16 protein-coding genes are annotated in these 13,625 nt (G+C 46.3%); all 16 read right to left on the reverse strand.

Translation table 11 applies throughout. The annotated features are described in order from the left end of the window. Positions 1–8 precede the first annotated feature (8 nt). The 16 genes from rpmC to rpoC all read right to left on the reverse strand — a co-directional run bounded on the left by rpmC (position 9) and on the right by rpoC (position 13,621). Positions 9–209 carry a 50S ribosomal protein L29 gene (gene rpmC, locus H615_RS0100995; RefSeq protein ID WP_027953415.1) on the reverse strand — a complete coding sequence of 67 codons (201 nt, stop codon included), beginning with the start codon at positions 207–209 and terminating at the stop codon, positions 9–11. Continuing rightward, positions 199–633 (reverse strand): 50S ribosomal protein L16, encoded by a 435-nt coding sequence (gene rplP, locus H615_RS0101000; RefSeq protein ID WP_027953416.1) that lies wholly within the window; start codon positions 631–633, stop codon positions 199–201. The genes rpmC and rplP overlap by 11 nt, the downstream gene beginning before the upstream one ends. 18 nt (positions 634–651) lie before the next feature. Further along, a complete protein-coding gene (gene rpsC, locus H615_RS0101005) occupies positions 652–1,293 on the reverse strand; it encodes a 30S ribosomal protein S3 (protein WP_027953417.1) in 642 nt (213 codons plus the stop codon). A gap of 3 nt (positions 1,294–1,296) precedes the next feature. Next, the gene (gene rplV / locus H615_RS0101010) at positions 1,297–1,638 is read right to left on the reverse strand and encodes a 50S ribosomal protein L22 (RefSeq protein WP_027953418.1); all 342 of its coding nucleotides are present in this window, start codon (positions 1,636–1,638) and stop codon (positions 1,297–1,299) included. A gap of 20 nt (positions 1,639–1,658) precedes the next feature. Further along, complete coding sequence (rpsS, locus tag H615_RS0101015) at positions 1,659–1,937, reverse strand: 30S ribosomal protein S19 (protein ID WP_027953419.1); 279 nt, start codon at positions 1,935–1,937, stop codon at positions 1,659–1,661. Positions 1,938–1,994: 57 nt separating this feature from the next. Then, complete coding sequence (rplB, locus tag H615_RS0101020) at positions 1,995–2,828, reverse strand: 50S ribosomal protein L2 (protein WP_027953420.1); 834 nt, start codon at positions 2,826–2,828, stop codon at positions 1,995–1,997. A 33-nt stretch (positions 2,829–2,861) separates the two neighbouring features. Further along, a complete protein-coding gene (gene rplW, locus H615_RS0101025; protein WP_027953421.1) occupies positions 2,862–3,149 on the reverse strand; it encodes a 50S ribosomal protein L23 in 288 nt (95 codons plus the stop codon). Continuing rightward, the gene (gene rplD, locus H615_RS0101030; RefSeq protein WP_027953422.1) at positions 3,149–3,772 is read right to left on the reverse strand and encodes a 50S ribosomal protein L4; all 624 of its coding nucleotides are present in this window, start codon (positions 3,770–3,772) and stop codon (positions 3,149–3,151) included. Before rplD ends, rplW begins: the two co-directional genes overlap by 1 nt. Before the next feature lie 21 nt (positions 3,773–3,793). Then, the gene (rplC, locus tag H615_RS0101035) at positions 3,794–4,429 is read right to left on the reverse strand and encodes a 50S ribosomal protein L3 (protein WP_027953423.1); all 636 of its coding nucleotides are present in this window, start codon (positions 4,427–4,429) and stop codon (positions 3,794–3,796) included. Positions 4,430–4,460: 31 nt separating this feature from the next. Then, positions 4,461–4,769, reverse strand: coding sequence for a 30S ribosomal protein S10 (rpsJ, locus tag H615_RS0101040; protein WP_027953424.1), 309 nt, complete (start codon positions 4,767–4,769; stop codon positions 4,461–4,463). A 372-nt stretch (positions 4,770–5,141) separates the two neighbouring features. Continuing rightward, positions 5,142–6,332 carry an elongation factor Tu gene (gene tuf / locus H615_RS0101045; protein WP_027953425.1) on the reverse strand — a complete coding sequence of 397 codons (1,191 nt, stop codon included), beginning with the start codon at positions 6,330–6,332 and terminating at the stop codon, positions 5,142–5,144. 121 nt (positions 6,333–6,453) lie between these two features. Continuing rightward, complete coding sequence (gene fusA / locus H615_RS0101050) at positions 6,454–8,532, reverse strand: elongation factor G (protein ID WP_027953426.1); 2,079 nt, start codon at positions 8,530–8,532, stop codon at positions 6,454–6,456. Between the two features lie 42 nt (positions 8,533–8,574). Then, on the reverse strand, positions 8,575–9,045 hold the full coding sequence (rpsG, locus tag H615_RS0101055) for a 30S ribosomal protein S7 (RefSeq protein WP_027953427.1): 471 nt from the start codon (positions 9,043–9,045) through the stop codon (positions 8,575–8,577). Positions 9,046–9,104: 59 nt separating this feature from the next. After that, the gene (rpsL, locus tag H615_RS0101060; protein WP_027953428.1) at positions 9,105–9,524 is read right to left on the reverse strand and encodes a 30S ribosomal protein S12; all 420 of its coding nucleotides are present in this window, start codon (positions 9,522–9,524) and stop codon (positions 9,105–9,107) included. 92 nt (positions 9,525–9,616) lie between these two features. Then, positions 9,617–9,868, reverse strand: a complete 252-nt coding sequence (locus tag H615_RS0101065) for a 50S ribosomal protein L7ae-like protein (RefSeq protein WP_027953429.1) — start codon at positions 9,866–9,868, stop codon at positions 9,617–9,619. Between the two features lie 141 nt (positions 9,869–10,009). Further along, entirely contained in the window at positions 10,010–13,621 is a 3,612-nt protein-coding gene (gene rpoC / locus H615_RS0101070) for a DNA-directed RNA polymerase subunit beta' (RefSeq protein WP_027953430.1), read from the reverse strand. Between the last annotated feature and the right edge of the window lie 4 nt (positions 13,622–13,625).

Raw genomic sequence — 13,625 nt, forward strand, 5'->3', positions numbered from 1 at the left:
CTCATCTATTAGTTATTTACGCCTAGCTCACGTTCACGAGCAACAGTCTTCATACGGGCGATGGACTTGCGAACTTGACGGATACGTGCAGTGTTCTCAAGTTGACCTGTTGCCAATTGGAAGCGTAGGTTGAAAAGTTCCTCTTTAAGAGATTTAACTTTTTGTTCAATTTCGGCAGTGGTTAATTCACGGATCTCATTAGCCTTCATTGATTTCACCACCAATTTCTTCACGTTTTACGAACTTCGTACGGATCGGAAGTTTGTGGGAAGCAAGACGAAGTGCTTCGCGGGCTACCTCTTCAGAAACTCCTGCGATCTCAAACATAATTTTCCCTGGTTTCACAACTGCTACGAAACCTTCTGGAGCACCTTTACCGGAACCCATACGTACTTCTAGGGGCTTAGCAGTATAAGGCTTATCAGGGAAGATTTTAATCCAAACTTTACCGCCACGCTTCATGTAACGAGTCATCGCGATACGCGCTGCCTCGATCTGACGGGCTGTGATCCAAGCTGGATCGATAGCTTGCAAACCATATTCACCGAATGCAACTTCAGTACCGCCTTTGGCACGGCCTTTCAAGCTTGTACGGTGTTGACGACGATATTTAACACGTTTAGGCATTAACATAATGCTGTTCCCCCTTCCTTATTTATCAGTTTTTGTTGGAAGGATTTCACCACGATAGATCCACACTTTAACACCAAGCTTACCGTAAGTGGTGTCTGCTTCTGCAGTACCGTAATCGATGTCTGCACGAAGTGTATGAAGTGGTACAGTTCCTTCACTGTAGTATTCAGCACGAGCGATATCTGCGCCACCTAGACGACCGGATACCTGGGTACGGATACCTTTAGCTCCTGCACGCATTGCGCGTTGTAGAGTTTGTTTCTGAGCACGACGGAAAGATACACGGTTTTCCAATTGACGTGCGATATTGTCAGCTACAAGTGTAGCGTCAAGATCTGGTTTTTTCACTTCAACGATGTTGATGTGAACTCGTTTACCAGTGAGTTGGTTAAGAGCTTTACGAAGTGCTTCGACTTCAGAACCGCCTTTACCGATAACCATTCCTGGCTTAGCTGTGTGCACAGTAATGTTTACACGGTTTGCTGCGCGTTCGATTTCGACCGTGGAAAGAGCAGCATCTTTAAGACGAGTTTCAACATATTCACGAATCTTAATGTCTTCATGTAACAAGTCTGCGTAGTCTTTACCAGCGTACCACTTGGACTCCCAGTCACGGATAACGCCGATACGAAGACCTACCGGATTAATTTTTTGACCCACTGATTATCCCTCCTTTTTTTCTGATACGACCACAGTGATGTGGCTTGTGCGTTTGTTGATCTGGCTTGCGCGGCCCATTGCACGAGGACGGAAACGTTTAAGTGTTACGCCTTCGTTTACAAACGCTTCGGAAACATATAGGTTTTCCGGATCCATTTCATAATTGTGTTCAGCGTTGGCGATCGCAGAGTTAAGAAGTTTCTCAACTACTGGAGATGCGCCGCGGTTTTTCAGGCGAAGTGTAGCTAGAGCTTCACCCACATTTTTTCCTCGAATTAAATCAATTACAAGACGAGCTTTACGAGGAGCGATACGAACGGTTTTAGCAACTGCTTTAGCTTGCATTAGAGTGCCTCCTCTCTATATTAGCGTTTTGTTTTCTTGTCATCGCCAGAGTGTCCCTTAAACGTACGGGTTGGCGCGAATTCACCTAGTTTATGACCTACCATGTCTTCAGTAACATAGACAGGTACGTGTTTGCGACCATCATAAACAGCAATGGTGTGTCCTACGAAGTTAGGGAAGATAGTTGAACGACGAGACCAAGTCTTCACGACCTGCTGTTTGCTATCTTCATTAAGCTTCTCGATTTTCTTCATCAAATGATCATCTACAAAAGGTCCTTTTTTCAGGCTGCGGCCCATGAATAAACCTCCCTTCGCGATTGAGAGACGGGTCCTACTGCCCGCCCGACAATCCCGTTATTTTTTACCGCGTCTACGTACGATATATTTATCAGACGGCTTGTTGCGTTTTCTTGTCTTGTATCCAAGAGTTGGTTTACCCCATGGAGATACAGGAGATGGCATACCGATTGGTGCGCGTCCTTCACCACCACCGTGTGGGTGATCACTAGGGTTCATTACGGAACCACGTACAGTAGGGCGCTTGCCTTTCCAACGAGAACGTCCAGCTTTACCAACACTGATAAGTTCGTGCTCAAGGTTACCAACTTGACCGATTGTTGCACGGCAAGTAGATAGTACCAGGCGGACCTCACCAGAAGTCAGGCGTACTAGAGTGTATTTGTTTTCACGGCCAAGGATTTGTGCAGAAGCACCAGCAGAACGAACAAGCTGTCCGCCGCGTCCCGGCTTAAGTTCTACGTTGTGTACAATTGTACCAACTGGAATATCTTTAAGTGCAAGAGCGTTACCAGGTTTGATATCCGCACCTTCACCTGAAATGATTTCTGTGCCAACCTTAACACCTTTAGGAGCAAGGATGTAGCGTTTTTCACCATCAACATAGTTGATTAGTGCAATGTTAGCGGAGCGGTTCGGATCATATTCGACTGTAGCAACGCGTCCAGGTATTCCATCTTTGTCACGTTTGAAGTCGATAATACGATACTGACGCTTATGGCCTCCGCCCTGATGACGAACTGTCAGCCTACCCTGGTTGTTACGTCCACCTTTTTTGTGAAGTGGAGCGATAAGGGAGCGTTCAGGTTTGTCAGTTGTGATTTCAGCGAAATCAGAAACTGACATGTGTCGACGACCGTTAGTAATCGGTCTGAACTTTTTAATCGCCATCTTTATTTCCCTCCTTCATTATCAATTAGTCAATTATACTTCAAAGAATTCTAGTTCTTCACTGTCCTGAGTCAACTTAATAACTGCTTTCTTACGATCAGAACGATAGCCGCCGTAACGACCCATACGCTTGAATTTACCTTTAAGGTTCATTGTGTTGACAGACTCAACTTGAACGCCAAAGATTTCTTCAACTGCATTTTTAATTTCAGTTTTGTTAGCTTTCGTGCTAACTTCAAACGTATATTTCTTTTCTCCCATAAGATCAGCAGAATGTTCAGTAATGACAGGGCGCTTAATGATATCGCGTGGTTCTTTCATTATGAGAGCACCTCCCCTGCTTTTTCAGCTGCTTCCTTAGTAAGGATCAGCTTGTCATGCGTCAGCAAGTCTAACACACTTACCTGCTCTACAGGGAGAGCATTTACTGTAGGGATGTTATTAGAAGAAAGAGCTACGTTCTTATCTTCTCCTGCTGTAACGATCAAAGCCTTCTCGTTTACGTCTAGTGCGCTAAGCATATTTACAACTTCTTTAGTTTTTGGAGCGTCTAGAGACAAGCTCTCAAGAACGATTGCGTTACCTTCCTGTACTTTAGAAGAGTAAGCGGACTGAAGTGCAAGACGACGAACTTTTTTCGGCATCGTGTAGCTGTAGCTGCGTGGTGTAGGACCGAATACAGTTCCACCGCCAACCCATTGTGGTGAACGGATAGACCCTTGACGTGCACGGCCTGTACCTTTTTGACGCCATGGTTTACGGCCACCGCCGGATACTTCAGAACGTCCTTTTACTTTGTGTGTGCCTTGGCGAAGATTCGCGCGCTGCATCAACACAGTTTCGTGTAATACGTGAGTATTAGGTTCAATCCCAAATACGGCTTCATTCAGTTCGATTTCACCAACATTAGAACCGCTTTGGTTTAATAGTGCTACTTTAGGCATGACATATCCTCCCTTCGTTGATTATTTGCTAGCCTTATTTGCACTTGTAATCTTAACGTAAGATTTTTTCGCGCCTGGTACATTACCTTTGACTAGAAGCAGGTTACGCTCAGCGTCTACTTTAACTACTTCAAGGTTTTGAAGAGTTACCTGCTCGCCACCCATTTGTCCTGCAAGACCTTTGCCTTTGAAGACTTTCGATGGGTCTGCACCTTGTCCCATAGAACCGGAACGGCGGTGGAAACGGGAACCGTGTGTTTTAGGTCCAGTGGATTGGTTGTGGCGCTTGATTGCACCTTGGAAACCTTTCCCTTTAGAAGTACCTGTCACATCGATTGCGTCACCAGTTTCAAACATATCTACCTTAACCTCTTGACCTAGTTCAAAGTCATCAAGGTTCGCATTACGGAATTCACGAACGTAGCGCTTAGGTGTTGTGTTTGCTTTGTCAGCGTGCCCTTGAGCAGCTTTCTTCAAACGGTTGGATTTTTCATCAGCAAATCCAAGCTGGATCGCTTCATAACCATCATTTTCTGTAGTTTTCTTTTGAAGAACTACGTTCGGCTCAGCCTGAATAACAGTTACAGGGATCAATTCACCGTTGTCAGAGAAAATCTGTGTCATGCCGACCTTGCGTCCTAAGATTCCTTTCGTCATCCGTTACACCTCCTATTATCTTAACGATTTATTATAGTTTAATTTCGATATCCACACCAGATGGTAGATCCAAACGCATTAGTGAATCAACGGTCTGTGGTGTTGGATTAACAATGTCAATCAGACGTTTGTGCGTGCGCATTTCGAACTGCTCACGAGAGTCTTTATACTTGTGAGTCGCACGAAGTACTGTATATACAGAACGCTCAGTTGGAAGCGGGATCGGACCAGATACTTCCGCGCCGGAACGCTTAGCTGTATCAACGATCTTCTCTGCAGACTGATCAAGCACTCTGTGATCATACGCTTTTAAACGAATACGAATTTTTTCTTTTGCCATGATATTCCCTCCTTCTTCGCCCATTTTTAAAATAGACATTCTCCGCGAAAAAACTTGAACACCAGCCATGGCAAAGGGGCCGGGTGTGTCAACAACCTTTCGCTTCATCGCCTTTTATGACCAACATTACTCATTATATAGAATAATTCGGGTCATTGCAAGGAAAAATCCATAAATATTTTATCTACGGACACTTTTACTATTATACTGATGTTTGCGGCACATTTCAACCATCTCTTCCAGATAAACAGCATTCGTTCCACCGCAAAAATTCCATAATACATTAAAACAAATTCAGCCGGTTCTTTCAAGTGATAACACAAAAAAAGCAGCAGCCGGATGGCTGCTGCTTCCTATAAAATAAGAGAGATCTTATTTAGTGATTGTAGATACAACGCCTGAACCTACAGTACGTCCACCTTCACGGATAGAGAAACGAGTTCCGTCCTCGATCGCGATTGGAGCGATAAGTTCAACTGTCATTTCAACGTTGTCCCCAGGCATAACCATTTCTACGCCTTCAGGAAGTTGAATAACACCAGTTACGTCCGTTGTACGGAAGTAGAACTGTGGGCGGTAGTTAGAGAAGAATGGAGTGTGACGTCCACCTTCGTCTTTAGCTAGTACATAAACTTCAGCTTTGAAGTTTGTGTGTGGTGTGATGGAACCAGGCTTAGCTAGTACCTGACCACGGTTGATGTCTTCACGCTTAACACCACGTAGAAGAGCACCAATGTTATCGCCAGCTTCTGCATAGTCAAGAAGCTTACGGAACATTTCAACACCAGTTACGGCAGTCTTGAAGGACTCTTCAGCCATACCGATGATTTCAACTTCGTCACCGACTTTAACTTGACCACGCTCAACACGGCCAGTTGCAACTGTACCACGGCCAGTGATGGAGAATACGTCCTCAACAGGCATCATGAATGGCTTGTCAGTGTCACGGTCTGGAGTTGGGATGTGCTCGTCAACAGCGTCCATAAGGTCATAGATCGCCTGCTCGTATTTCTCTTCACCTTCAAGAGCTTTAAGAGCAGAACCGCTGATTACTGGTACATCGTCACCAGGGAAGTCATATTCAGATAGAAGATCACGAACTTCCATTTCAACTAGCTCAAGAAGCTCTTCGTCATCTACCATGTCAACTTTGTTCAAGAATACAACGATAGCTGGTACACCTACGTTTTTAGAAAGCAGGATGTGCTCACGAGTTTGTGGCATTGGACCGTCAGCTGCAGATACAACTAGGATCGCGCCGTCCATTTGAGCAGCACCAGTGATCATGTTCTTAACGTAGTCAGCGTGACCTGGGCAGTCAACGTGTGCATAGTGGCGAGCTTCAGTTTCGTACTCAACGTGTGCAGTGGAGATAGTGATTCCACGCTCACGCTCTTCAGGAGCACCGTCGATCATGTCGTAGGCCATAGCTTCACCAGAACCAGATTTCTTATGAAGTACAGTAGTGATCGCTGCAGTTAGAGTAGTTTTACCGTGGTCAACGTGTCCAATAGTACCAATGTTAACGTGGGACTTGGACCGGTCAAATTTTTCTTTACCCATTGTATATTTCCTCCTTTAGATAAGTAACAATTATTAGTTTAAGATTTATATGCAGCCAAGGAGTGACAAGCACTCCTAAGCTTACATTACAAGTTATACTGTAACTTGTTTAAAAAATCAATTATTGTCCGGAATTTTTCTTGATGATTTCCTCAGAGATGCTCTTCGGAACTTCTTCGTAGTGGTCGAAGTGCATTGTGTAAGTTCCGCGGCCCTGAGTGTTGGAGCGCAACGCTGTTGCGTAACCGAACATTTCAGATAGTGGAACGAATGCTTTAACCACTTGTGCATTACCACGAGTTTCCATACCTTCAACACGTCCACGACGGGAAGTTACGTCACCCATGATGTCGCCCATGTATTCCTCAGGAATAACAACTTCTACTTTCATCATTGGTTCAAGTAGAACAGGCTTACACTTGTTTTTAGCCTCTTTAAGTGCCATGGAAGCAGCAACTTTAAAGGCCATTTCGTTGGAGTCGACATCGTGGTAGGAACCATCATAAAGAGTTGCTTTGATGTCTACCATTGGGTAGCCGGCCAATACACCATTCTCCAAGGATTCTTTAATACCTTGTTCTACAGATGGAATGTATTCACGCGGTACAACACCACCAACAATCTTGTTGACGAATTCGAAACCAGCGCCTTCTTCGTTCGGCTCGAACTCAACCCATACGTGACCGAATTGTCCACGACCACCGGATTGACGTACGAACTTACCTTCCACTTGTGCACTAGCGCGGAATGTTTCGCGGTAGGCAACTTGTGGAGCACCAATGTTCGCTTCAACTTTGAACTCACGCTTCAGGCGGTCAACGATGATGTCAAGGTGAAGCTCACCCATACCAGCGATGATCGTTTGTCCTGTTTCAACGTTTGTTTCCGTTTGGAACGTTGGGTCTTCTTCCGCAAGCTTACCAAGGGCAATTGCCATTTTATCTTGATCAGCTTTGGACTTAGGCTCGATAGCTACAGAGATTACCGGTTCAGGGAACTCCATAGATTCAAGGATAACAAGGCTCTTCTCATCACATAGAGTGTCACCTGTACCCGTGTCTTTAAGACCTACCGCACCAGCGATATCACCAGCGTATACTGTGGAAATCTCTTCACGGGAGTTTGCGTGCATCTGCAGGATACGACCTACACGCTCACGCTTATCCTTCGTCGAGTTTTTCACGTAAGAACCGGCGGAAAGTGTTCCGGAATATACACGGAAGAATGTCAGTTTACCTACATAAGGGTCTGTGGCAACTTTGAAAGCCAGACCAGAGAATGGCTCGTTGTCATCAGCCTTACGGACAACATGTTCTTCTGTTTGTGGTACGTGACCTTCAATTGGAGGTACATCCAATGGAGATGGTAGATAATCAATAACACCATCAATTAGAAGCTGTACACCTTTGTTCTTGAAGGCAGATCCACAGAAGACTGGGTAGAAGTCTACAGTTAGAGTAGCTGCACGGATAGCCGTCTTAAGCTGCTCGTTAGTGATTTCTTCCCCTTCCAGATACTGCATCATCAAGTCTTCATCAAGTTCTGCAACAGCTTCTACAAGCTTGCCACGGTACTCTTCAGCCTGATCTTTGTAGTCATCTGGAATGGCACGTGCTTCCGCACGAGTTCCAAGGTCATCCATGTAGTAGAAAGCTTCCATCGTTACAAGGTCAATGATTCCTTCGAATTCATCTTCTGCACCGATAGGAAGTTGAACAGCTGCGGCATTTGCACCAAGGCGGTCTTTCAATGTGCCAAGGGAGTAAATGAAGTCAGCCCCTACTTTGTCCATTTTGTTAACGAACACGATACGTGGAACACCGTACGTGGTAGCCTGGCGCCAAACAGTTTCTGTTTGAGGCTCAACACCGGATTGGGCGTCAAGAACAGCTACGGATCCATCAAGTACACGCAGGGAACGCTCAACTTCAACAGTGAAGTCTACGTGTCCAGGAGTGTCGATGATGTTAATACGGTGGTCTCTCCACTGAGCAGTTGTAGCGGCGGAAGTAATGGTGATTCCGCGTTCCTGTTCCTGCTCCATCCAGTCCATTTGGGAAGCCCCTTCGTGAGTTTCACCAATTTTGTGGATACGTCCTGTGTAGAAAAGAATACGCTCAGTCGCCGTTGTTTTACCAGCGTCGATGTGAGCCATGATCCCGATATTCCGGGTCTTTTCCAAGGAGAACTCTCTAGCCATGAATCTTTCTCCTTCCTGTTTGAACAGTTATTTTTTTGGTGATTACCAACGGTAGTGAGCGAATGCTTTGTTCGCTTCTGCCATTTTGTGCATTTCTTCGCGGCGTTTAACGGAAGCACCAGTGTTGTTCGCTGCATCAAGAATTTCGTTAGCAAGGCGCTCTTCCATCGTTTTCTCTCCGCGTAGACGCGCATAGTTTACGATGAAACGAAGACCTAGAGCCTGACGACGTTCCGGACGAACCTCAACGGGTACCTGGTAGTTGGAACCACCCACACGGCGTGCGCGAACCTCCAATACAGGCATAACATTCTTCATTGCTTCGTCGAATGCTTCCATTGCTTCGTTTCCGCTGCGCTCCTGAACAAGTTCAAAAGCTTTATAAAGAATCTTTTGAGCTTTTCCGCGCTGACCGTTCACCATGATTTGGTTGATCAAACGAGTAACAAGCTTAGAGTTATACATTGGATCTGGCAACACATCACGTTTTGCTACTGGACCTTTACGTGGCATATGTTCCCCTCCCTTCTCACAATTGTTTTAGTTTATTTTAAGCGATATATTCATATCGTTTATTTTTTAGCTTTTGGCTTTTTGGTACCGTACTTGGAGCGACCTTGCATACGGCCGTCAACACTTGAAGTATCAAGCGCACCACGTACGATGTGGTAACGTACACCTGGCAAGTCTTTAACTTTACCGCCACGGATAAGAACAACACTGTGCTCTTGAAGGTTGTGGCCGATACCAGGGATATAAGCGTTAACCTCAAGCTGGTTAGTCAAACGAACACGTGCATATTTACGAAGTGCAGAGTTCGGCTTCTTCGGTGTCATTGTACCAACACGTGTGCAGACACCACGTTTTTGTGGAGCAGCAAGATCTGTCATACGCTTCTTCATGCTGTTATAGCCTTTGTTCAAAGCTGGAGAGTTCGTCTGCTTTGTCTTGCTCACGCGACCTTTACGTACCAATTGGTTAATAGTTGGCATGGTTGTATCCTCCCTTCATTTTTTAATACCACACATCCAGGTGGTTCATAAAAAGGCAAAAAACAAAGCTTTCGCGTTGAAACGCCAAAACTTTATTGCTTTATCGCCACTGTAGCCGCACCAACGTCAATACCGCATGCATTCCCGAGCTCTTCCATGGAAGGAACCCGTGTATGGGGAATGTTCAGTTGCCGGGCCAGTTCAGCTACTTTAAGTGTCATGGACTGATCGGCATCGTCAGCCGTTATGACTTCGTTCACTTCACCATTTTTCATGGCTTTCAGTGTCTGCTTTGTTCCGATAATGATATCGAAACCTGCCTGTGCTACTTTTTCATAAGACATCTTCATATCCTCCAAAGTAACAAGGATAAATGGAAGCACCTTGATAATATTATCACTCACCCAAATGCATGTCAACTGCATTCGGGTGAGATTTTTGATGCTTCCTTATTTTTTACCCTTTGTTAACATCTGCTTCTCTTTTTATGGCTGCGTAACCTCTTCAGGTGTTACCGAAGTTTCGGTCTTAGCACCCTCGGCTTGAGCCTGTATCTTGCGGTAGCGGGTCATGCCCGTACCTGCAGGAACAAGTTTACCGATAATGACGTTCTCTTTCAAGCCAAGCAGCTCGTCTCGCTTGCCTTTAATAGCTGCATCAGTCAGGACACGAGTCGTTTCCTGGAAGGATGCGGCGGACAGGAAGCTGTCTGTTTCAAGAGACGCTTTGGTAATACCCAGGATGACTGGACGGCCGACTGCCGGCTGGCCACCTTCCATGAGCACTTTTTGGTTCGCTTCTTTGAATTGGTGAATTTCAAGAAGAGATCCAGGTAGAACATCTGTGTCACCAGAGTCAAGAACACGTACTTTGCGAAGCATTTGACGGACCATAACTTCTACGTGCTTATCAGAAATTTCTACACCCTGCATACGGTATACTTTCTGAACTTCTTTAAGAAGATATTCCTGAACTCCGTCGAGGCCTTTGATGGTTAACAGTTCCTTCGGATCAATGGAACCTTCCGTCAACGCATCACCGGACTTCACTTCGTCTCCGACACTTACTTTCATACGGGCACCGTATGGAGCTGTATAGGAGCGGGACTCAATCGCGCCCTGAACGACGATCTCCTGTTTCTCTTTCACTTCATTCACTTCGTGGACAGTACCATCAATTTCAGTGATGACAGCCTGACCTTTCGGATTACGAGCTTCCACGATCTCCTGGATACGAGGAAGACCCTGTGTGATATCGTCTCCGGCTACCCCGCCTGTGTGGAAGGTACGCATAGTAAGCTGTGTACCAGGCTCACCGATGGACTGCGCTGCGATGATACCGACAGCTTCTCCAACTTCAACCTCATCACCAGTGGCAAGGTTGCGGCCATAACATTTCTTACATACGCCGTGCTTCGTATTACAAGTGAAGGCAGTTCGGATGACAACTTCCTTAATACCGGAATCTTCAATCTGTTTCGCAGTATCTTCGGAAATAACTTCGTTTCTTTCTGCAAGAACACGACCAGTTTCAGGGTGCTCGATTTTCTGGAATGCTGTACGACCAATGAGGCGGTCGATCAGCGGCTCGATGATTTCAGTGCCTTCCTGAAGGGCGGCAACAGTCAAGCCGCGGTCCGTTCCACAATCATCTTCACGGACGATGACATCCTGCGCAACGTCTACAAGACGACGAGTCAGATAACCTGAGTCGGCTGTCTTAAGGGCTGTATCGGCAAGACCTTTACGTGCACCGTGTGTGGAGATGAAGTATTCAAGTACTGTCAGACCTTCACGGAAACTGGACTTGATTGGTAGTTCAATGATACGTCCAGCCGGGTTGGCCATCAGACCACGCATACCCGCGAGCTGCGTAAAGTTAGAGGCGTTACCACGGGCTCCGGAATCACTCATCATGAAGATCGGGTTACGCGGATCAAGGGATTTCATCAGACGGTTCTGAATGTCATCCTTCGCTGCTCCCCAGATTTCAATGACGCGGTCATAACGCTCTTCCTCGGTAATTAAACCGCGGCGGAACTGTTTCATGACCTTATCGACTTTCTTCTGACCTTCATCAAGAATTTCCTGTTTCTCCGGAAGTACGACAACGTCAGATACACCGACTGTAATACCGGCCTTCGTGGAGTAGGCAAAACCAAGATCCTTCATACGGTCAAGCATCTTGGACGTTTCACTGATGGAGAAGCGTTTGAACACTTCTGCAATGATGTCTCCAAGAATTCCTTTTTTGAATGGAGCGACTTCATCGCGCTTCGCAATTTCCGCACGGATGTCTGTTCCTTTTTCAATAAAGTAATGATCCGGAGTCTTGACCTCCAGGTTCTCTTTTGTTGGTTCATTGATATAAGGGAAAGAACTAGGCAGCATTTCGTTGAAGATCAACTTACCGACCGTAGTCAGAAGAAGCTGCTGGTTCTGTTTTTCTGTAAACGTTTCGTTATTCAAGGAACTCGCCTGAACAGCTACACGTGTGTGCAGGTGGGCATAACCATTTTGGTAAGCCATCAGCGCTTCGTTCAAGTCCTTGAAGAACATACCTTCTCCTACTGCGCTGGTACGCTCAAGAGTGAGGTAGTAGTTACCAAGTACCATATCCTGTGACGGCGTAACAACTGGTTTTCCGTCTTTCGGGTTCAGGATGTTCTGAGCCGCAAGCATCAGAATACGTGCTTCAGCCTGAGCTTCTGAGGATAACGGTACGTGTACAGCCATCTGGTCACCGTCAAAGTCGGCGTTATAAGCCGTACATACGAGCGGGTGCAGACGAATGGCGCGTCCTTCTACAAGCGTCGGTTCGAACGCTTGAATACCAAGGCGGTGAAGCGTTGGTGCACGGTTAAGAAGAACCGGGTGCTCTTTAATGACATCTTCAAGAACATCCCATACTTCATGGTGAACGCGTTCAATCTTACGTTTAGCTGACTTGATGTTGTGTGCAAGTCCTCGGGAAACCAATTCCTTCATAACGAAAGGCTTGAACAACTCCAGAGCCATTTCTTTAGGAAGACCGCACTGGTACATCTTCAACGATGGTCCTACAACGATTACGGAACGTCCGGAATAGTCAACACGCTTACCAAGAAGGTTTTGACGGAAACGTCCCTGCTTCCCTTTCAACATGTGAGAAAGAGATTTAAGCGGACGGTTACCAGGACCTGTAACCGGTCGGCCGCGTCGACCGTTATCGATCAGGGCGTCAACAGCTTCCTGAAGCATACGCTTCTCGTTCTGAACGATAATCGTAGGGGCTCCAAGGTCCAATAGACGCTTCAGACGGTTGTTACGGTTAATGACACGACGATAAAGGTCGTTCAAATCAGATGTGGCGAAACGTCCACCATCCAGCTGCACCATCGGGCGCAGTTCCGGAGGGATGACAGGAAGAACATCCAGGATCATCCATGATGGATCGTTACCAGAATGACGGAAGGACTCCAACACTTCCAGGCGCTTGATCGCACGTGTGCGTCGCTGCCCCTGGGCAGTTTTCAACTCTTCCTTCAGTGTGTCTACTTCTCCATCCAAATCGATGTCGAATAGAAGTTTACGGATGGCTTCCGCTCCCATAGCAGCCTGGAAGCCTTGTCCGAATTTCTCACGGTATGAACGGTACTCTTTTTCAGAAAGCAGCTGCTTCTTCTCAAGAGCCGTCTCGCCTGGATCGGTCACGATGTAAGCGGCGAAGTAAATAACTTCTTCAAGCGCTCTTGGCGACATATCCAATACAAGACCCATACGACTCGGGATACCTTTGAAGTACCAGATGTGAGAGACAGGGGCAGCTAGTTCAAGGTGCCCCATACGCTCACGGCGTACTTTCGCTTTTGTTACTTCAACGCCACAGCGGTCACAAACGACGCCCTTGTAACGGACGCGTTTGTATTTTCCACAGTGACATTCCCAGTCTTTTTGAGGCCCGAAGATACGCTCACAGAAAAGACCGTCTTTCTCTGGTTTCAACGTACGATAGTTGATGGTTTCCGGCTTCTTAACTTCACCATAGGACCAAGAACGAATCTTATCCGGTGAAGCGAGGCCGATTTTCATATACTCAAAGTTGTTTACATCTAGCAAGGGG

Origin of the sequence: Halobacillus kuroshimensis DSM 18393 (genome assembly GCF_000425705.1) — a bacterium.
Classification (GTDB): domain Bacteria; phylum Bacillota; class Bacilli; order Bacillales; family Halobacillaceae; genus Halobacillus; species Halobacillus kuroshimensis.